This is a genomic window from Mesorhizobium sp. M1423 (assembly GCF_040317575.1).
In the GTDB taxonomy this organism is placed as follows: domain Bacteria; phylum Pseudomonadota; class Alphaproteobacteria; order Rhizobiales; family Rhizobiaceae; genus Mesorhizobium.
On record NZ_JAMYKU010000008.1, the window covers coordinates 21,486 to 40,684 of the forward strand.

Sequence of the window (19,199 nt, forward strand, 5' to 3'; positions counted from 1 at the left end):
ACATTGCGCAGCTGCTATCAGTGAGGAAGGGGTCTGGCAGGCTGACCGGGGTGCGGATCGCTCTGATGTTTCCATGTTAACATGGAAACAAGTCTTCAACGCGTCATGGAGACATTTGCCCGGACCGCTGCCGCTGACAAATGCGCTCGTTTGAAAGGAACACCGGCCCGCGGCTACTTGTTATTGGGCGCCTACTTTATTGGCAGGATTGCCTATTTTGTGATACACACAAAATAGGCGGCGCGGCCCTGGCGGGCCTTAGCGCCCGCAAGCGGGCTTGAGAGATGGATGCAGACGCCCAGAAAGCAGCGATCAAGAGCGCGTCACGACGCTATGGCGAGGTGACGCACATCCGGTTTTCGGCTAACGAGTTGGCCAGCCTCAAAGCCATTGCGGAGCGGGACGGCGTAACCGTTAGCGAGGTCGTCCGGCGTCTCGTGCGGGCAGAGGTCGGGCACCTGCCTATCGCGTCAGAGGCGTTGCGGCCGGCGATCGTGGACATGACCGATCAGCTGCGGCGCGTCGGCGTCAATTTCAATCAGGCCGTGCGCACCATGAACGATGGCCGTGTTGCCCATGATGAGAATCTTGAGCAGGCGCTGATCGCCGTGGGCGACCTCGTGCGGCAGTTCCGCGAGGAACTGAAGGCGATGACCGTCGGTCCCCGCAAGGCGAGGGTGGCCAGGCCATGAGCGGTCGTCTTGCCGGCTACGCGGCCGAAATCGAACGCTATCTGCGGGGCGAGTCCGGCGTGAAGCGTGAGGACCTGGACGACGACAAGCCTCTGATGGGCGCCCGTCGCGCGGCCGGCGAATTCCAGGCGATGAAGAGTTATGAGCGGACCGGTGGCGGCGCACGCCTCGGGCAAGGACAAGCCGGCTCGACGGTTGGTGGCGGCAGGAACGTCCCCCGTTCGCCCCCGGGAGGGACAGGAGTGGTGGGGAGCAGGGCTCCGAGGTCCGCCGCGGCTGCGAGCTCGCCCAAGGCCCCTAGCGCGCCGATCATGGTCTATGGCGCCACGCTCGTCGGTTTCCGGCCGGAAGAGGAGGAGGAGGAAGACTGGAAGCGGCGCGGCGGCGGCCATGGTGCTGCGCGCCCGAGCAGTCTAGGACGAGCGGCGCGGGCGGGCTATCAGGCGCGGGCCGTGGCGGCACGGGCAGGCTATGCGGCGGGTGCGCAGCCTGCTGTGTTTAAGGTCATGCCCAATCCGCCATCGACCAAGGAAGCCGCCGCTCGGCTGCTCAATTACATCGGAAAGCGCGAGGACGAAAAAGGCGAGAAACACGACATAGAGATTTTCGACGAGGATGGGCAGGTCCTTGCGACAGGCGCCGCACGAAAGGCGTTCCTGGAGACGTTTTGCGAGACGTTCGAACCGCCCTTGGAAAATACCAATTTTCTCGAGGTTCGTTTCGAACTCGCCGGCGAGGTCACCGGTGCCGACTTGAGCGAGGCGTTGAACAAGGCCTTCGGTGCAAAACCGTTCATCTATGCACAGGACGGACAGACGGTTCAGGTTTACGCACACACCTATGAGCGGGCCGGACCGCTTGCCAAAGTGCTGGCCGGCGGTCGGGAGAATTCGCGCAGCAGGGCGCTCGATAAGATCGAGGCCCGTTTGTCTGAGGCAATGGGCGCGGCGGGGGTGGTCGCCAAGGCAGAGGTAACGGCGGCCGTGAGCCGTGAACCCAAAGCGAAATATTTCCTGCAGAAGTTCATCCGCACCCACAGCCAAGTCCGCCATGCAAATGGCGAGCCTGTGCCCGGGGTGAAGAATTCCACCAAGGCGGCGGCTGCGGTCTACGAACAATGGCGCCCGCAGTTTTCGGGACGTGAGCGCCGCAATGCCTATCACCTGCTTTTCTCGGCAAGAGCCGGCACCGATGCCAACGCCGTCATGGCCGCGGCGCGCGCCGTGCTCGAGGAGCGCGCGCCAGGATACAAGTTCGTCCTGGCGCATCACAAGGACACCAAGCACGTCCATATCCACGCGATGGTGCAGGCACGGTCAGCCGACGGCGAACGCCTGAAATTCTACAAGCCAGATCTGGCCGCCTGGCGCGAGACCTTTGCGGAAAAAGCACGCGAGAACGGCATTGCGATGGTGGCGACGCGGCGCATGGATCATGCGATGACGCGGCCATTCACGAAGGAGCATGCCGGAGCCTACAGCCGCGCCCAGAGCGATCCGCGCTATCAGGTCAGCGCCAGGACGATCGACCGAGTGGAGGCCAAGCGGCAACGCCGTTTGGATGGACAATCCCTTGTCGTGAACGGCGATGCAATCGCTGCCGCATGGCAAAAGACTGTGACGACGATGCGGACCGCGGGAGTAGTCGGTCAGGCTCTCGCGGCAGCGGAGTCGATCGGCAACAATTTTCTGCGGTTCCGTCGCGATCGGACAGGGGAGGGGCAGCCAGGTCCTGCCGTGGGGCGCGGAGCTGATCAATCGGGGCAGAAGTCTTTCCTGTCCCATCCCGGTATGAGAGAATTGAATGCACTGATAGGAGATTTGAACATGGCGCAAACCCCCTTGGAAATGCGGCGTCAGATGGCCCGCGTCAATCAGGCTCTGGACAACATGCGCGAGACGCTGTCGCCGGCGCATCAAGGACAGTTCGAACAGTATCGTGAAGAGGTCAACGATAAGATGCATGACCGTCTGGCGCGGCTGCAATTCGAGCGGCAGCAGCAGCGTCGTGGTGGCGGTGGCGAGCCGATCCCCGAGCGCGAGGCGCGAGGGCGAGACCTTCCTGCTCGGGACGATCCCCACCAGCCGGAGCAGCCGCGAACAGGCACCGATCAGGAGAAAGGGAGAGCCAAGCAGAAGGACGCCAACAAACAGAAGGCACGTGAGGCGGAAGAGCAGAACCGTAAGACCCAGCGCTCAAACGATAACGATTACGAGCGCTGAGCAAAGGTCGCTGCCAGCCTTCTCAAGGTGGGAGGGTGGAGGAAGCAGACCAGGTCAACCGTACCTGTCCACGCGGGCCCATCGGCGTCAACGCGCATGTCTCTAATGATGGATTGGACAAACAGGCAAACAAATCAATCAGTTATGGGAGCTCGTGTGCAAGAACTGCACGCGAAAGTTTCCCTCTTCTTCCATTTTCGTTCCTGCGATGGGGCGGCCGACAGGTCTCGTGAGGTGCCTTTCGCCGACCGCATTGGCCTACCCACGAGGATGTTCGCCGAGGTATCCACGATCAGCCGCCGGCAGTTTCGCACACGTTGCGCGTTGGTCGGCTGAAGCTGATGGAGGACCTAACGACAACCTATTGCTTAGCACGCGTTCATTGCTGCGAAGGGCTTGGATGGGGGCGATCACCGCGGACTGGTCAAGCCGGAAACAGGAATGCGGCGGCGGGATCGAAAAAGACCCGCCGGCGGCGCTGCGCGGCGTCATTCGATTCCATGGCGGCAGACGTCGGCCTGATGTCGACCTCCTGTCCGGCGGCGGTGCGCGCGACGATCCGCCGGCGTTCTCCATAGAACGCGACGTCAACGATCTCGACAGCCAGTTCAGCGCTCGTTGGACTTGGCTCCATGCGAAACGCTTCCGGCCGTATCATCAGCCTGGCCTTTTGACCCTTGTCGAAGATGGCGTTGACGTTCACACCGGATACGAGCGAACCGTCGGAGAGGCGGATGGTTGCTGATTTACCGACGGTTTCGATATGTTCGGCGGCCAGGAAGTTTGAATTGCCGATGAAGCCGGCGACGAAATCGGTCGCAGGTCTGAGATAGAGGTCCTCGCCGGTGCCGGTCTGCTCGATCCGGCCGTCCTTGAACAGGGCGATCCGGTCGGACAGATGCAACGCTTCTTCCTGATCGTGGGTCACGTAGAGGATGGTGACGCCGGTCTCGCGATGGATACGGCGAATCTCCGCCTGGATCTCTTCGCGCAGCTTCTTGTCGAGCGCCGAAAGCGGCTCGTCCATCAACAGGATCGGCGGATCATAGGCCAGCGCCCGGGCCAGGGCGACGCGTTGCTGCTGGCCGCCCGACAGCGCGCCGGGCAGTCTCGCGGTAAAGCTTTCCAGCCGCACCAGGGCCAGCATGTCGCCGACCTTCGTCTTCACCTCGGCATCAGGCCGGCGGCGAACCCGAAGCGGAAAGGCAATGTTTTCGGCGACCGTCAGGTGCGGAAACAGCGTGTAGCGCTGGAAGACCATGCCGATGTTGCGCTTGTGCGAGGGTATCGCCAGCAAGGATTTGCCTTCCAGCTGGACATCGCCGGAGCTCGGATCCTGGAAGCCGGCGATGGCATAGAGCGTTGTTGATTTTCCCGAACCCGACGGCCCGAGAAAGGTCAGGAACTGACCCTTTGGAATGTCCAGCGTGACGTCATGCACTGCGGTGATCGCGCCGAACGCCTTGCGCAGCTTGCGGATTGAGAGGAAGGGCTGGGTCATGTCTGGAACTTCCGGCGCAACAGTGCCGTCACGACCATCAGGGCAAGCGTCAGACCGACGAGCAGGCTGGAGGCGGCGGCAACGACCGGGCTCAGATCAGCACGCAAGCTGCCCCATATCTTGACGGGCAAGGTCTGCAAGGTCGGGCTGGCCATGAAGATCGCCACGACGACTTCATCCCACGATGCGAGAAAGGAAAAGATCGCGGCGGAGAAGATTCCGATGCGGATCGACGGCAAGGTGATCCGGAGCTTCGCCTCGAGCGGGCTTGCACCGCAGACGATCGCCGCGTCCTCGATCGACTTGTCGAATCCTTCGAGCGCCGTGGCGATCGGGATGATCGCGAAGGGCAGGGCAAGGACCGTGTGGGCGATGACGAAGCCGATGGTGGTGCCGCCGAGACCGAGGCGGAGGAAGAATGCATAGATTGCGATTGCGAAGACGACGACCGGCAAGACCATCGGCGTCAGCAGGAGGCCGCGCAGGGTTTCACGTCCGCGAAACTGGCCGCGAACCAGCGCAAACGAGGCAAGCAGGCCGATCACCACGGCAAGGATCGCCGTCATCGTGGCGATGCGGGCGCTGGTCAGCGCCGCCTCCAACCAAGACGGATCGGCAAACAGTTCCTGGTACCATTTGAGCGTCCAGCCGGGTGGCGGAAAGGCCAGCCAGCGCGACGAGCCGAACGACAGCAGAACGATAAAGACCACCGGCAACAGGAGGAAGGCGGCGACGAACGCGGTGAAGCCGAGCAGGGCAACCCTCAACCATCCCATGCGGTCATAGTCGAGCAGCATTTCAGATGCCTCCGCTCATGCGCCTGGCGCTGACAAGGCGCAGCTGCAGCGCATAGAGCGCCATGGTGACGACAAGCAGGATGAAGGCGGCGGCGCTGCCCAGCCCCCAGTTGAGCAGCGACTGGATCATCTGCGCGATCATTTCGGCCAGCATCATGTTTGATGTGCCGCCGAGCAGTGCCGGGGTGACGAAATAGCCGAGCGACATGACGAACACCATCAGGCCGCCAGCGGCGATGCCGGGCAGCGACAGTGGCAAAAGGATGCGACGGAATGCCTGGATGGGGCTGGCGCCGCACAAAGCTGCGGCACGCAGCGTCATCGGGTCGATCGCCCGCAAGGTGCCGACCAGCGGCAGGATCATGAACGGCAGCATGATGTAGACCATGCCGATGGTCACGCCGGTGAGATTGTTGATGAGCGGCAGCGGCTGGTCGATGATGCCGATGGCGAGCAGCGCTCGGTTGATGACGCCGGTGCGCTGCAGCAGCACCATCCAGGCATAGGTGCGGGTGAGCAGATTGGTCCACATCGACAGGATGATGACGCCGAAGACGAGCGAGGCCAGTGCCGCCGGCATGATGGCCAGCATCCAGGCGACCGGAAAGGCGACAAGGACGGTAACAGCAGTAACGACCGCCGCGACCAGGAAGGTGTTGAAGAACACCCTGGCATAGGTGCCATCACCCAGCAGCGCCGCATAGTTCTGCAGGCCGGGCGCGGGCTCGGTGACGCTGCGCAGCAGCAAGGCCAGCACGGGCAAGACGAAGAAAAGCGCGATCAGGATCAGCGCCGGCAGCAGGCCACCGAAGCCTGCCGGCAGCCTGAATGATCCAAAGCCCTGACGCGTTTCGACCGACATGGCGGGAACCTGTTTGTGGGAACGAGACAGCCTGCGCCGTCTCGTCCCGTTCTGTTGCAGCGTCACTTTGCCTGCCAGGCGTACCAGCGCGTGGCGATCTCGTCGCGGTGCTCGGCCCAATAGTTCATGTCGAGGTTGATCTGCCCCTCGACATGGGCGTCCGGCAACGACTTCACGACATCGGTCGCCATTTCGGCCTTGGCCTTGGTGTTAACAGGCGCATAGCCGCTGGCTTCGGCAAATTTCGCCTGGCCGGCCGGGCTGCTTGCCGCAGCCAGGAACTTCATCGCCGCATCCTTGTTCTTGGCGCCCTTCGGCACCACCAGAACGTCGGCCGCAGTCAGGTTCTGGGCCCAGGACACGCCGACATCGGCTTCGTCATGCTGGAGCGCGAAGACGCGGCCGTTCCAGAGCTGACCGAATGCCGCTTCACCGGAAGCAATCAATTGCTGCGACTCCGCTCCGCCGCTCCACCAGACGATGTCGGTCTTGATCGTATCGAGCTTCTTGAAGGCGCGATCGAGATCGAGCGGATAGAGCTTGTCGGCCGGAACACCATCGGCCAGAAGCGCAATCTCGATGACGCCGGGCGCCGACCATTTGTAGAAAGTCCGCTTTCCAGGGAATTTTTGCAGGTCGAACATGTCGGACCAGCCGGCAGGTTCGCCCGAAACGGCGCCCTTGTTCCAGGCGAGCACGAAGGAATAGTAGAAGCTGCCGACGGCATGGTCGGTGGTGAAGCGCGGATCGAGGTCAGCCTTCGGCACGGCGGCGAAATCGATTGGCTCCAGCAGGCCGTCCTTGGCCGCCTTGATGGCGAAATCCATCTCGACGTCGACGACATCCCAGTTGACGCTGCCGGCGTCGACCATGGCCTTCAGCTTGCCGTAGTCGGTCGGACCGTCCTGCAGGACCTTGATGCCGGACGCGGCCGAAAATGGGTCGGCCCAGGATTTGGTCTGCGCTTCCTGGGTCGTTCCGCCCCAGCTGGTGAAGACCATCTCCTCGGCCTTGGCGGCCGTCGTTGCCAGAAGTCCGGCAAGGATGCCGGTGAAAATCAGTTTCATGTCGTTCTCCTCTGTTTGTTTTCGTTGTTGCTTGTTCGCGATCGGCGTTTTCGCCTTGATCGCGAATCCCCGGCCTGCGGCGGCTACCGCATGACAAAAGGATCGGGAATTGGGTCGTCCGATGTGCGTATCCAGACCGATTTCGAACGCGTGTAGTCGCGTATCGCGTCCATGCCGCCTTCGCGGCCGAGACCTGACTGGCCGTAGCCGCCAAAGGGAACCAGCGGTGAGACGGCGCGATAGGTGTTGATCCAGACCACACCGGCATGGATGCCGCGCGCCATGCGGTGCGCCTTGGCAAGATTGGTGGTGAACACGCCGGACGCCAGGCCGAACTTCGTATCGTTGGCGAGCGACAGCGCCTGCTCCTCGGTATCAAACGCCAGCACGCTCAGCACTGGGCCGAAAAGCTCTTCGCGCACGCAAGCCAGGGTCTGGTCGGGTGCCTCGATGATCGTCGGCGCATAGTAGAAGCCATCCGCCTTGCCCTCGGGGCGCTTGCCGCCGGTGACCAACCGGCCGCCGGTAGCAAGGCTTTCGGCGACGGTCTTTTCGATCCATTCGCGCTGGCGCGACGTAGCGAGTGGTCCCATTTCGGTGGCGGGATCCTGCGGGTCGCCAATCCTGATTGCTTCGGCCTTCCGCTTGAGCCGGCCAAGAAATTCGTCCTTCACCGAGCGCTCGACCAGCAGCCGCGAGCCGGCGACGCAGCTTTGGCCGGTGGCCGCAAAGATGCCGGCGACTACCGCGTTGGCAGCACTATCAAGATCGGCGTCGGCAAACACCACCACCGGGCTTTTACCGCCGAGTTCGAGCGTCGTGTAGGCGAGGTTTTCCGCCGTGTTGATGACGATCTGCCGAGCGGTCGAGGGACCGCCGGTGAAGGCAACGCGGGCAACCAACGGATGGCTGGTCAGGCGGTGGCCGCAATCATGGCCGAAGCCGGTCAGGATATTGACGCTGCCTGCGGGAAATCCGGCTTCATGGACGAGCTCGGCGAATGCGAGCAGCGGAGCGGGTCCGTCCTCGGACGCCTTGAGAACGACGGTGCAGCCTGCCGCCAGCGCCGGGCCGAGCTTGACCGCCGACAGAAAGAGTTGCGAATTCCAGGGCACGACAGCGGCGACGACGCCGATCGGCTCGGGGCGGATCGTCACTTCCATGTCGGCCTTGTCGATCGGAACGAACGAGCCTTCGTGCTTGTCGGCCAGTCCGCCATAGTAGCGGAAGTAGTCGCCGACATAGGCGATCTGGGCGCGGGTCTCGCGGATGATCTTGCCGGTATCGCGTGTCTCGAGCTGCGCCAGCCGATCGGCATTGGCGATAACGAGATCGCCCAGCCGCACCAGAAGCTTGCCGCGTGCCGTTGCCGTCATCGCTGCCCATGGGCCGGAGCGCAGCGCCCGGTGGGCTGCCTCGATGGCCCGGTCGACGTCATCAGCTGATGCGGCGGGCATTTTTGCCCATGCCGCGCCGGTCGACGGGTCAATACTGTCGAAGGTTGCGGCGGCCTCCACGAACTGGCCGTCTATGTAGTTCCTGAATTCACCGGTGCGCATCACGTGTGCTGTTCCTGGAAGGCCGGCATCACCCTGTCGATGAACAGCTGCAGCGATTTCTTCTTGCGTTCATGCGAAATGCCGCTGTCGATCCAGATGGAATACTGGTCGTAGCCGAGCGCCTCATAGGCCTTCAGCCTGGCGATCACCTCGTAGGCTTCGCCGATGACCAGATTCTCCCGGATCTTGTCCGGCGCATATTGCGGCATGGCCGTGATCTCGGCCTCGGTCAGCGCCTCCAGAACGCCCTGGCGCACCGGCTTCCTGTTCTGGAACCAGGCGCCGAACTGACAGTAGAATTGCGACAGGTCCTGCGTCAGGCGAGTGGCATCGGCTGCGTCTTCGGCCACGAAGGTGTGCATCAGGAGCATGATTTCAGGCCGTGGTATTTCTGGGTGGGTGGCGCAGGCCGTGTTGAAGCGCTCCATGAGGCTGGCCACTTCGCCATCGCCGGAGGCGAGCGGCGTCACCTGCACATTGCATTTGTTGGCTACCGCGAAGTCATGCGAGTTGGGGTCACGCGCAGCCACCCAGATCGGCGGATAAGGTTTTTGCAGCGGCTTGGGCGACGAGGTGGTCGACGGGAAAGACCAGAACTCGCCGGAGAGTTCGAAATCGCCATCCCACAGGCCACGGATCGCCGGCACCATCTCGCGCATGCGCTGACCGGCGCCCCAGGCTTCAAGGCCGGGGAAAAGCCGCTGGTACTCGTAGCTGTAGGCGCCGCGCGCAATGCCGATGTCGAGCCGGCCGCCGGTGATCACGTCGGCCATCGCTGCTTCGCCGGCAAGTTTGATCGGGTGCCAGAACGGCGCGACGATGGTTCCGGTGCCGAGCCGGATGCGTGTCGTCTTTGCGCCCAGATAGGCGATGTTGATGAACGGGTTGGGCGAGATGGTGAATTCCATCCCGTGATGCTCGCCGATCCAGGCGGTCTCGAAGCCGGCCTGTTCGGCCTGCAGGACCAGATCCTCCAGCTCGGCAACAAGCTCGGAATGCGGCTTCGTCAGATCCGAGCGCTCCATATGGACGAACAGCGAAAATTTCATCGGCGTCACCTGCGACCAGTAAGAGCTTGGGAAGGCGCGGCCCTGGCGAGCGGCTGGACCTCGCCTTCGACCTCGTTGCCGACATAGACACCGAATGCATCTTCCGTGCGTTCGCGGACATAGCGGGTCAGCATGGAACGAACCGCGGGATCGGCGATCCTGAGATCGGCGATATGGTCGATCTCGACAAGCCTGACCTGGCGATCCCCGGAGGCGGGGGTGGTGACCGTTCCCCGGTAGTAGACGTGCGAGCGCGACGGATCGGCCGCGTCATCCCACACCGCAAACAGGAAGCCGAGCTGTGCGTCGACCGCCTTAGCGGCGAGGCATCCCTTGAGGCTGCGGGCATCCTTCGGCGAGCCCAGCCCGCGCCCCGCCGGCAATTCGTGGAAACCGTCCGGGGTTTTGAAGAACAGCACTCGGCCTTCATTTTCGAGAATGGCGCCGACTTCGGTCCCATGAGGTGCTGCCGCCAGCGCCTCGTGGCTGAGGCCGGGCGTGACATAGGTGCCGCGGCAATAGCCGAGCGGTTGCGCACCATTGTGGGCGAAATCGCGCACGCGGCCGATCAGGATCGAGTGATCGCCGGCGTCGACCAATTGTTCCATAGCGCAATCGAACACGGCGACTGAGCCGTCGATCAGCGGATTGCCGGTTTGCCCGGATTGCCAGTCAACGGTAGCGAACTTGTCCGCGGCCTTGGATGCGAAGATGCCGGATACGGCCTTCTGGCTCTCCGACAGGATGTTGATGGCGAAACCTCTTGAGGTCGAAAAGGCGCGGTGCCCCAGCGCTTTCTTGGCGATGCAGACGAGCACGAGCGGCGGCTCGAGCGAGACCGAGGTGAAGGAGTTGGCGGTGAAGCCGCGCGGCTCGCCTTCCGCGTCGATCGTGGTGACGATGGTGACGCCGGTCAGAAACGAGCCTAGCGCCCGCCTGAATTCGCCGGCGTCAAATGCCGGCGCCGTCTCCGGCCTGGCGACGGCATCTTTCCCAGCATCGAGAAAAGCCATTATGTGGTGGGTCACCTTTTCGGGCGAAGCGATTGTCATCATGTGTCTTTCGCCGCTCAGAACGAGACATCGGCCGCGCGGTGCAAGCCGTGCCATCGCCGCCGACATTGCGGGCGTCGAATTCCTGTCTTCCGATCCGGTCACGAACAGCGCCGGCGCGGCAAGGTCGGCCAGGCGATCGACATGCTGGGTATCGGCTCGGGCAAACAGGCGATAGGTCCGCGCGTACCCCTCGGCGCTGACATCTTCAAGTGCGGCGCTGGCGGTTTCGGCAGCACCAGCCAGACTAGCCGGCAGCGGGTCGCCGAACCAACGCGCAAGCGTTGCCGCGATGGCTGAAGGATCGCCGTGAGAGCCGAGCGCTGCCGCCCGTTCACGCACAGCCTGCGCCAGGGCCGGAGGGCGGCGGAAGACCGCATTGAGGCACACGACCGACCTGACGCGCGAAGGCCAGCGAAGCGCGATTTCCTGGGCGACCAATGCTCCCATCGAATGGCCGACGATCGAGACGGAAGCGAGACCAAGATGATCGAGCAATCCAATCGCCTGACCGGCAAGGTCGGTTAGTTCGGGGCTTTCCGGCGGCAGCGGCGAACTGCCGTGGCCGAGCATATCGATGGCGATCAGGTCGTGGCGGTCCCTCATCAACTCGATCTGCGGCTGCCAGATCTCGGCGTTCATGCCGACACCGTGAATGAGCAGGACTGGCGTGCCTGCGCCGGCGCGGATGAAGCCGGTGCCGTCCGGAGTCTTGTCCCGGACCCATGCAGGCGCGGCGGCGTCAGCCATGCAGATCCCCGGTTTCCTTCAGATCCTGATAGCGGTCGCCGATGCGATGGTGCGGGCGGCCGCCGATGGAAGCGCCAAGCGCCACCACCAATTCGTCCGGAGCGGGCGCGTCACCGATCTGGAAATGCACTGTCAGGTAGTGGGACCGGCGGCCTTCATCGTTCTTGTCCATCAGTGGAATCATGATCGGGGTGTTCGGCCCGCCACGCAGGTTGGTGAAGGCCAGATAGGTCTTTGCGCCGACAGCGCGACGATAATGATTGCCGAAATGCAGCGTGTGGATCAGTGCTGATGCGTGCTCGATTTCGCCGGATGTGCCGCAGATCGCGGCTTTGCCATAGCCTTCGATCGCCTCGCCCGAACCCGCGACGGCGATAATCTCGCGGGTCAGCGTTTCGCCGAGGACGGGGGCGATGGCGCGGATCTCGGGAGAGAGGTCGTCAGTGAAACTCCGTCCGGCCCATGGATTTGTCAGCACGGCTGCGACACCAATCAGACGCAGCGGCTGCGGCACTGCCTTGCCGCCCTCGATTAACGTATTCTCGATGTAAGTCACGATTTTGCGGATGGCCGGCTTCATAAGGATCCTCGATCCACGGCTCCGAAACGCAGGACAAGCCGAGTGCGTGTTGTATCCCGTCTTATGGTATACCATACTATCGCCCGACGATGAGCCTTGTCAACGGATCGTCGAATCTGTTTCTTGGCGGCACGGGAGGAGGACCAATTGTCTGACGGCACGCTGCGGATCGAACGCTCGACCAAGACCCTGCGGAACTTGGCGCTGGAGCGCATGCGCGACGCGATCATGGAGTTCCATTTCCAACCCGGCGAAAGGCTGGTCGAACGGCCGCTATGCGACCAGCTTGGCGTCAGTCGGTCGGTCGTACGTGAGGTGCTGCGGCAACTTGAGACCGAAGGGCTCGTCGAGATGGTGCCGGGGCATGGGCCAGCCGTGGCGCGACCGGATCTCAGCCGCACCGACGAGATTTACGAGTTGCGCGCGCTGCTCGAAGGAATCGCAGCGCGTGCCTGCGCCCAAGCCGCGACGGACGTCCAGATCGCGAGTCTTGATCGCGCCCTCCGGGAACTGCTCGAAGCATGGGCATCGAGCGAGCCAATCAAGGTGATGCGGGCAACTACGAAATTTTACGAGAAGCTTTTCGACGCAGCCGGCAAGCGCATCGCTTGGGAGGTCGTGCAAGGATTGAATGTCCGCGTCAATCAGCTCCGATCGATGACCATCGCCTCAACGAACCGCCGCGAACCAGCGATAGCAGAAATGACCGCGATCATGGACGCGATCAGATCTCGCAACCCTGACCAGGCGGAGGCGGCTGCGCGGCATCATGTCGAACGGGCCTGGTCTATCGCGCAACAGTTACTGCGCTCGAAGTGATGTTGCGGTTTGTTGTGAAGCTTGAGCGTGACATCAGATGGGACGAACTCTGATTGTAAACTGCACAATCTTAATAATTTATTGCCGCTTGTTACTGCCACGCTGTACCAAATGCAGTACCGGAACGGCTAACAAAACCTTGGATGGCGGCTAGCTGGCTGGTGAGAGTGCACGGAGCCGAGCGCGACTTCGAGCGGGCAGGTTAGGGCAAGGACCCGGTACTGCATTGTGTTGTCGGCCAGCGCGTCAAAAAGTCGGTTTCGTGTGCATTATGTGTGAGGTTGGGGTTTGAGGCGATCTAAAGATCCCCACTCTGGGGGTCGTATCGCAGGGTTGAGGCGTTTTGGCGCGATCATCCACACCAAATCGATCAGCCCGTCCAATCGGGTATTAGACAGACTTAGGCAGAAAAAAGATAATGAAATGAATAGGATAGAGCACAGATTGGCCATTGCCCCCATGATGGATGGGGCGGATAGATAAATAAAATCAATTGGTTATTCGTGTTTGTGTGCAAAATCTGCACACGAAAGTTCTACTTCTCTACCTTTTTCGTTCCTGCGACGGGGGTGGCCAACGGGTCTCTTTGGAAGCTCTTTGCTGCTCAGCACCTGCCGGTGTCGCGAGCAACTCCGCCAGCGCCACCTTGTGTGCGAGAGTGGCACTGGCCGCGGGACGTGAGATTGCTAGGACCAGCGACTTCGGCGACACAGCAAGCTTGTCAAGTTCTCGTTCTCAAAACTGTTCGATCGGCTGTGCCAAAGACGGTATTGCCGGTTCGTGGTGCGGCCACGAGGCGACTCAAGTGCGCAGACAATTCGCAAAATGTTCGGGGTTCGAGTCGGGAGAGCGCTACCGCCTTACCCCCCACTCATTGAACCGCCAGTTCAGGCTTCGTTGCTACGGCTGAGCGATTTGGGCCATCTAACTACGGGGTCAGAGGTTCGAATCTCTTCGAGTTCCCCGGGATCGGCGAAGTCACGAATAGCGAATTCTCCATAGCCCTGCGTCAAGATACGCCGGGTGTACCCAATACGCGAAAACGCGACCGGGTACGCGCGGAAGCACTACGCCTCGCTGGCGGTCCCCTGCCGTCGCTTCGGGACCGAGCTGTTGCTCTCGCTCGCAAAGCGAACGCGGGAATACCCCGGCGTTACCTGTCCCCGATAGGCGATCAGAACTTCCGGCGAGGAACTCGCGAGCTCCGTGCTCGGCCACCCAGAACCGCCGGTAGCTGAGCCGTTCGGCAAGCTGGACCAGCGCCACGGTCCGCTTCAGTGGGTCGGTCGCGGTTTCGCCGCTGGCGAGCGGGCTCTTGTCGATGCGGCTGAGTGCAAAAACCATGGGATCTCCACGCTCGGCCGCGCGACGGCCACATGTTCACAGGTCGAGATCGTAATTCATATAGTCTATAGAATTTAGACTAAATGCCGAATTTCAGGCCTTGAGGAAAAAACCCTTCTCCATCGGACGCCGGCTTTGGAATATGCGGCCTGTGAGCGGGTTTCGCATCATGGCCCCGGCTCATGGGTGCGGCGGCGGAATGAGGTCGCGTCCGACCAAGGCATCGAGGATCCGCTCGGCCCCGGAAACGAACTGGTGGCCATTGGCTTCGCCGGAGGCATGGGATGAAGTCGCGCCGGCCGGCACGATCAGCACCGGCAGCGCCTGATTGGCTTCGCCGATACGCTCCGCCACCTCGGCGCGTGGCCGGGGGAAAGGATCCGGCGAACATCGATCGCATCGAGAAACGAGGTCAGCACCCCTTCCACCAGCGCCGAATGGCGGCAGAAGAAACGCTGCCCCGGAGATTTGGCGTCTTCGAAATCCGGAGAGAGCAGGAACAGTTGTATGGATCGGCGGAGGTCAACGGCATCCACTTCGGACGAGTTACTAAACGGCGGAAAGCGTACTCGCGCCGTCGGATTTAGCCGAAGGCCGGGATTTCAAAGCGCGGGCCTTGCCAGCAATAATTGCCTCTCGAGCAGCTCCTACTCGGAATGCAGTTGCTTCCAATGACGGCCTCGCACTGTGCCTGAAAGGAAACTGGATGCCGGTGATCCGTTCACAAACCCTGGTCGTGGCGCCAGCATGCGATCATATGGCCGGCTGCGACCTGTGTGGCGGGTGGCTCTGCCTTCCTGCAGTCCGGCAGCACCAAAGGGCACCGATCAGCGAAAGAGCATCCGCTATTCGGGATATCGGCCGCCGAGGTGTCGACTTGGGCGGATAGCTTTGGCCCGACCTCGTCGCAAGACGCCGCCAGGAGCAATTCGGTGTAGGGATGATTGGGGCCCTGAAAAATCTCGTCGGATGAACCGGTCTCGACGAGACGGCCGCGATACAACACGCCGATCCTGTCAGCCATATAGCGCACGACCCGGAGGTCGTGGCTGATGAACAGATAGGTCGTGTCCTTGTCGCGCTGCAGGTCGTTGAGCAGGTTGAGAACGGTCGCCTGGACGGAAACGTCGAGCGCCGAGGTGGGCTCGTCCAGCACGACGATTTTCGGCACGCCGGCGAAGGCGCGAGCGATGGCCGCGCGTTGGCGTTGGCCGCCTGACAGCGAACGAGACTTCTGGTCGACCGTGGTGCTGGCCAGACGAACCGAGGCAAGCAAATCACTGACACGCTGTTTCACCTCGCCGCGGCGCAGGCCGGCGAGCCGCCGCAGCGGACGGCCAAGAATCCGGCCGATCCGCTGGCGCGGGTTGAGCGTGCGATCCGGCGATTGGAAGACCATCTGCACGTCGCGCCGTTCGCCGAGGTTTCTCTTCTCGACTCGCGGCGCGACCGTTTTGCCGAACAGCTCGACCGATCCGGCATCGGGCGCCTGCAGGCCGGTGACGACCCTTGCCAAGGTCGATTTTCCGGAACCGGATTCGCCGATCAGCCCGAAGGTTTCGCCCAGGCCGATGTCGAGGTCGATATTGTGCAGCACCGCTTGGCTGCCGAAGGAATGGCTGATGCCTTTGCAAGCGATCGCGATCTGGCGTTTTTTTGGCGGGCCGGCATCGTCGGTCTGGACTGCTGGATGCGCTGTCAGCCTGGGTCCGTCCGCCTCCGCCAGCCTTCCGTCCCGCTTGGTGTAGTTGAGTGCCGGGATCGAGGCGATAAGCGCCTTTGTGTATGGATGGCTTGGGTTGTCGAAGACAGCGCCAGCGACACCGCTTTCGACCACCGCCCCCGACTGCATCACGGCCACCCGGTCGCAGGAGCGGCGGATCATGTTGATGTCGTGGCTGATCAGCAGAATGCTGGTTTTGTGATCACGGCGCAGATCCTGCAGGATGGCGATGATCTCGGACTGGACGCTGGCGTCCAGCGCCGTCGTCGGCTCGTCCAGCACCAGCAGTGACGGATCGAGTGCAATCGCGATGGCGATGTTGGCGCGCTGCTGCATGCCGCCGGACAGTTCGTGCGGATAGAGCCCCAGCACCCGTTCCGGATGGCTTACCCTGACGCGGCCGAGCAGTTCGGCGGCGCGCCCGCGCGCCTCATCGTGACGAACCGGGCGATGCCGCATGATCGTCTCGGTGATCTGCCGGCCGATCGTCATGCTTGGATTGAGCGCTGCACCGGGGTGCTGGTAGACGGCGGCGATATGATCGCCCCTAAGCTGGCGCAGCTGTTCGGCGGAGAGATCGCGGATTTCGCGGCCCTGGAATTCGAGCGCTGACGCCGCTACGCGGGCGTTTTTCGGCAGGTAGCGCAGTATGGCGAGCGCCACCGAGCTTTTTCCCGATCCGGACTCGCCGACCAGGCCGAGCGCTTCGCCTTCGCCTATGTGCAACGACACGCCGCTGACGGCGGGGTGTGATCCGTTCCGCCCGTCATAGGCGACGGAAAGCTGCTCTACGTTCAGAACCGGGGAGGACATTGGGAGCTTGAAACCACTTTCTTCCAGCGCTGCCATCGAGGGCAATCGCTTCCGCTTTCGCAACAGATTATCTCTATAAAATTACTCGAATTAAGCCGGGGCGCAATCTACCTTTCACCGCTCAGGAGAGATTGTCGCCGGCTGCCGAAGCAGCGCGACGGTTCCCCGGAGCAGTTTTGGAAGGAGGCCGGCATGGCTCGAGATCACATGATCCTCAGCGCATTTTTCTTCAATCCGCAGGGCGATCATCGCATGTCGTGGCGCCATCCCAGGGCGGCGGGCCGGGAGGTGCTGGACTTCGAGTTCTACCGCGATCTCGTGCAGGCAGCCGAGCGCGCCAGGATCGACACCATCTTCGTCGCCGACCACGTTTCGATCTGGGATTCGGTGCCAAGCGGCGTCGCCCACTATGCCAATGCCCGTCTCGAGCCACTGACGCTGCTGTCGGCGCTGGCCGGCGTGACGAAGCATATCGGCCTGATCACCACGGCGTCGAGTTCCTACAGCGAGCCCTACAATGTGGCGCGCATGTTCGCCTCGCTCGACCATATCAGCAAGGGCAGGGCGTCATGGAACGTCGTCACCTCGGCCATGGATGAGGAGGCCCGCAATTTCGGCCGCGACGGCAACATCGAACATGCCTTCCGCTATGAGCGCGCCACTGAATTTCTCGATATCGTAAAGGCGCTGTGGGACAGCTGGGAGGATGAGGCCCTGCTGATCGACAAGGCGTCAGGCTATTTCGCCGACCCTGACAAGGTCCATCCCATCGATCACAAGGGCAAGCATTTCAAGGTCCGTGGGCCGCTGAATGTCTCGCGCCCGCCCCAGGGGCATCCGCTGATCGTCCAGGCCGGCTCCTCCGAGGACGGCAAGAATTTTGCCACCGCTCATGCCGACGCGCATTTCGCCATCTACAGTACCAGGGAAGACGGCATCAAATACCGGCAGGACATCAACGAGCGCCTCGCCCGCTATGGTCGCCAGCCTGAGAGCTTCAAGATCCTGCCGGGGATCCTGCCGATCGTCGCGGCTTCAGAGGCTGAAGGCCGCGAGCGGCAGGAATACCTTCAAAGCCTGCTTCCCGATCGGGTCGGCATCGACCTTCTGTCCAGCTGGAGCGGCATCGATCTCTCCGTCTACCCGCCGGACGGCCCGCTGCCGCCGCTGCCGGACGAGAGCACCTTCAATGGCGGCCGCACCTCGCTCAACCGGGTCAAGCAGTGGGCGAAGCAGGATCTCAGCCTGCGCGATATCGCCCGCAAGCTTGCCAACAGCGGTTCGGTGCCGACCGTCGTCGGCACGCCGACCCAGATCGCCGACCAGTTGCAGGACTGGTTCGTTGCCGGTGCCGCCGACGGCTTCAATCTGATGTTCCCGCTGCTGCCGGAGGACTGGATCAACTTTGCCGAACAGGTGGTGCCGGAGCTGCAGCGCCGCGGCGTCTTCCCGACCGAATACGCGCCGGGAACATTGCGCGATCGCTTCGGCCTGGCGCGGCCGGCCAATCGCTTCGCCGAGCAGCGCGACAATGCGCGCGCCGTGTCCTGACGTCGGAGACCGACCATGACCGTCGCACCAAGCCTGCAGCCACGTGAAGCAACCGCTCCGCGGCTCGTCAATGTCCTGCACAGCCCCAAGCGCGTGCGCGTCAAATTTGGCGGCCGCATTATCGCCGACAGCCGCAACGTGCTGGTGCTGCGCTCCAACCATTTCCTGCCGATCTATTTCTTCCCGGCATCGTCGGTGGACCGCTCAGCTCTGAAGCCCTCCGAACACAGGCAGCCGCATCCCGTCGGTGGTGAAACCACCTATTGGGACCTGGAGACGGGATCGAAAGCGTCGCCCAACGCGGCCTGGTCATTTGTCGCGCCGCCGGATGAAAACCTGTCGCCGCTTGCCGGGCGCATCGCTTTCACCTGGAAGGCGGTCGACCAATGGTTCGAGGAGGAGGAAGAGGTCTTCGTCCACGCCCGCGATCCGTATGCGCGCATCGATGTTCTGCAGAGTTCAAGCCATGTGCAGGTCTGGTTCGATGGCGAACCGATCGCCGACAGCCATCGCCCGGTGCTGCTGTTCGAGACCCATCTGCCGACGCGCTTCTATCTGCCCGCGGAAGACATCCGGCTGGAGCGGCTGACAGCGTCCGTCACAACGACGCGATGTCCCTACAAGGGCATCGCCTCCTACTGGTCGGGCCTGTTGAGCGATGGTTCGCAGCGCCCCGACATCGCCTGGAGCTACCGCGATCCCATTGCCGAAATGCCCAAGATTAAGGGCCTGATCGCCTTTTATCCGCAAGCCGTCGACCGCATCCACCTCGACGGCGAACCCGTCGCCTAGCTTTTCAACCATCATTTCAGACAAGG

15 protein-coding genes and 1 pseudogene are annotated in these 19,199 nt (G+C 62.5%); 5 read left to right on the forward strand and 11 right to left on the reverse strand.

What is annotated here, in order from left to right; translation table 11 throughout:
- Positions 1 to 284: 284 nt before the first annotated feature.
- Positions 285 to 692: a hypothetical protein gene (locus tag NKG95_RS12150; protein ID WP_352689103.1), complete on the forward strand. Its 408-nt coding sequence runs from the start codon at positions 285 to 287 to the stop codon at positions 690 to 692.
- Positions 689 to 2,914, forward strand: a complete 2,226-nt coding sequence (locus NKG95_RS12155) for a relaxase/mobilization nuclease domain-containing protein (RefSeq protein WP_353040732.1) — start codon at positions 689 to 691, stop codon at positions 2,912 to 2,914. Before NKG95_RS12150 ends, NKG95_RS12155 begins: the two co-directional genes overlap by 4 nt.
- 424 nt (positions 2,915 to 3,338) lie before the next feature.
- Here the strand turns inward: NKG95_RS12155 and NKG95_RS12160 are convergent, their stop codons facing one another.
- The 8 genes from NKG95_RS12160 to NKG95_RS12195 all read right to left on the reverse strand — a co-directional run bounded on the left by NKG95_RS12160 (position 3,339) and on the right by NKG95_RS12195 (position 12,131).
- A complete protein-coding gene (locus tag NKG95_RS12160; protein ID WP_353040734.1) occupies positions 3,339 to 4,415 on the reverse strand; it encodes an ABC transporter ATP-binding protein in 1,077 nt (358 codons plus the stop codon).
- Entirely contained in the window at positions 4,412 to 5,212 is an 801-nt protein-coding gene (locus NKG95_RS12165) for an ABC transporter permease (protein WP_353040735.1), read from the reverse strand. Before NKG95_RS12165 ends, NKG95_RS12160 begins: the two co-directional genes overlap by 4 nt.
- A gap of 1 nt (position 5,213) precedes the next feature.
- On the reverse strand, positions 5,214 to 6,074 hold the full coding sequence (locus NKG95_RS12170) for an ABC transporter permease (protein ID WP_353040737.1): 861 nt from the start codon (positions 6,072 to 6,074) through the stop codon (positions 5,214 to 5,216).
- A 62-nt stretch (positions 6,075 to 6,136) separates the two neighbouring features.
- Entirely contained in the window at positions 6,137 to 7,141 is a 1,005-nt protein-coding gene (locus tag NKG95_RS12175; protein ID WP_353040739.1) for an ABC transporter substrate-binding protein, read from the reverse strand.
- A gap of 83 nt (positions 7,142 to 7,224) precedes the next feature.
- On the reverse strand, positions 7,225 to 8,700 hold the full coding sequence (locus tag NKG95_RS12180; RefSeq protein WP_353041024.1) for an aldehyde dehydrogenase: 1,476 nt from the start codon (positions 8,698 to 8,700) through the stop codon (positions 7,225 to 7,227).
- On the reverse strand, positions 8,700 to 9,749 hold the full coding sequence (locus NKG95_RS12185; RefSeq protein ID WP_353040741.1) for an LLM class flavin-dependent oxidoreductase: 1,050 nt from the start codon (positions 9,747 to 9,749) through the stop codon (positions 8,700 to 8,702). The genes NKG95_RS12180 and NKG95_RS12185 overlap by 1 nt, the downstream gene beginning before the upstream one ends.
- A 5-nt stretch (positions 9,750 to 9,754) precedes the next feature.
- Positions 9,755 to 11,551, reverse strand: a complete 1,797-nt coding sequence (locus tag NKG95_RS12190) for an alpha/beta fold hydrolase (RefSeq protein ID WP_353040743.1) — start codon at positions 11,549 to 11,551, stop codon at positions 9,755 to 9,757.
- Complete coding sequence (locus NKG95_RS12195) at positions 11,544 to 12,131, reverse strand: amino acid synthesis family protein (RefSeq protein ID WP_353040745.1); 588 nt, start codon at positions 12,129 to 12,131, stop codon at positions 11,544 to 11,546. The genes NKG95_RS12190 and NKG95_RS12195 overlap by 8 nt, the downstream gene beginning before the upstream one ends.
- A gap of 147 nt (positions 12,132 to 12,278) precedes the next feature.
- Between NKG95_RS12195 and NKG95_RS12200 the strand changes: the two genes are divergently transcribed.
- Positions 12,279 to 12,950 (forward strand): GntR family transcriptional regulator, encoded by a 672-nt coding sequence (locus NKG95_RS12200; protein ID WP_353040747.1) that lies wholly within the window; start codon positions 12,279 to 12,281, stop codon positions 12,948 to 12,950.
- Between the two features lie 978 nt (positions 12,951 to 13,928).
- Here NKG95_RS12200 and NKG95_RS12205 read toward each other — a convergent pair.
- From NKG95_RS12205 to NKG95_RS12215, 3 genes and pseudogenes are all read right to left on the reverse strand, one after another.
- Positions 13,929 to 14,294, reverse strand: coding sequence for a hypothetical protein (locus NKG95_RS12205; RefSeq protein ID WP_353040749.1), 366 nt, complete (start codon positions 14,292 to 14,294; stop codon positions 13,929 to 13,931).
- Between the two features lie 180 nt (positions 14,295 to 14,474).
- Positions 14,475 to 14,830 (reverse strand): annotated as a pseudogene (locus tag NKG95_RS12210) (DUF3088 family protein).
- 185 nt (positions 14,831 to 15,015) lie between these two features.
- The gene (locus NKG95_RS12215) at positions 15,016 to 16,830 is read right to left on the reverse strand and encodes a dipeptide ABC transporter ATP-binding protein (RefSeq protein WP_353040751.1); all 1,815 of its coding nucleotides are present in this window, start codon (positions 16,828 to 16,830) and stop codon (positions 15,016 to 15,018) included.
- A gap of 192 nt (positions 16,831 to 17,022) precedes the next feature.
- Here NKG95_RS12215 and NKG95_RS12220 point away from each other — a divergent pair, with 192 nt between their 5' ends.
- On the forward strand, positions 17,023 to 18,381 hold the full coding sequence (locus NKG95_RS12220) for an LLM class flavin-dependent oxidoreductase (protein WP_353040753.1): 1,359 nt from the start codon (positions 17,023 to 17,025) through the stop codon (positions 18,379 to 18,381).
- A gap of 15 nt (positions 18,382 to 18,396) precedes the next feature.
- Positions 18,397 to 19,173, forward strand: coding sequence for a DUF427 domain-containing protein (locus NKG95_RS12225; RefSeq protein WP_353040755.1), 777 nt, complete (start codon positions 18,397 to 18,399; stop codon positions 19,171 to 19,173).
- Positions 19,174 to 19,199 lie beyond the last annotated feature (26 nt).

Coding starts and splice junctions, on each gene's coding strand:
- NKG95_RS12150 (WP_352689103.1), top strand. CDS start 285: ATGGATGCAGACGCCCAGAAAGCAGCGATCAAGAGCGCGTCACGACGC.
- NKG95_RS12155 (WP_353040732.1), top strand. CDS start 689: ATGAGCGGTCGTCTTGCCGGCTACGCGGCCGAAATCGAACGCTATCTG.
- NKG95_RS12160 (WP_353040734.1), bottom strand. CDS start 4,415: ATGACCCAGCCCTTCCTCTCAATCCGCAAGCTGCGCAAGGCGTTCGGC.
- NKG95_RS12165 (WP_353040735.1), bottom strand. CDS start 5,212: ATGCTGCTCGACTATGACCGCATGGGATGGTTGAGGGTTGCCCTGCTC.
- NKG95_RS12170 (WP_353040737.1), bottom strand. CDS start 6,074: ATGTCGGTCGAAACGCGTCAGGGCTTTGGATCATTCAGGCTGCCGGCA.
- NKG95_RS12175 (WP_353040739.1), bottom strand. CDS start 7,141: ATGAAACTGATTTTCACCGGCATCCTTGCCGGACTTCTGGCAACGACG.
- NKG95_RS12180 (WP_353041024.1), bottom strand. CDS start 8,700: ATGCGCACCGGTGAATTCAGGAACTACATAGACGGCCAGTTCGTGGAG.
- NKG95_RS12185 (WP_353040741.1), bottom strand. CDS start 9,749: ATGAAATTTTCGCTGTTCGTCCATATGGAGCGCTCGGATCTGACGAAG.
- NKG95_RS12190 (WP_353040743.1), bottom strand. CDS start 11,551: ATGGCTGACGCCGCCGCGCCTGCATGGGTCCGGGACAAGACTCCGGAC.
- NKG95_RS12195 (WP_353040745.1), bottom strand. CDS start 12,131: ATGAAGCCGGCCATCCGCAAAATCGTGACTTACATCGAGAATACGTTA.
- NKG95_RS12205 (WP_353040749.1), bottom strand. CDS start 14,294: ATGGTTTTTGCACTCAGCCGCATCGACAAGAGCCCGCTCGCCAGCGGC.
- NKG95_RS12215 (WP_353040751.1), bottom strand. CDS start 16,830: ATGTCCTCCCCGGTTCTGAACGTAGAGCAGCTTTCCGTCGCCTATGAC.
- NKG95_RS12220 (WP_353040753.1), top strand. CDS start 17,023: ATGGCTCGAGATCACATGATCCTCAGCGCATTTTTCTTCAATCCGCAG.
- NKG95_RS12225 (WP_353040755.1), top strand. CDS start 18,397: ATGACCGTCGCACCAAGCCTGCAGCCACGTGAAGCAACCGCTCCGCGG.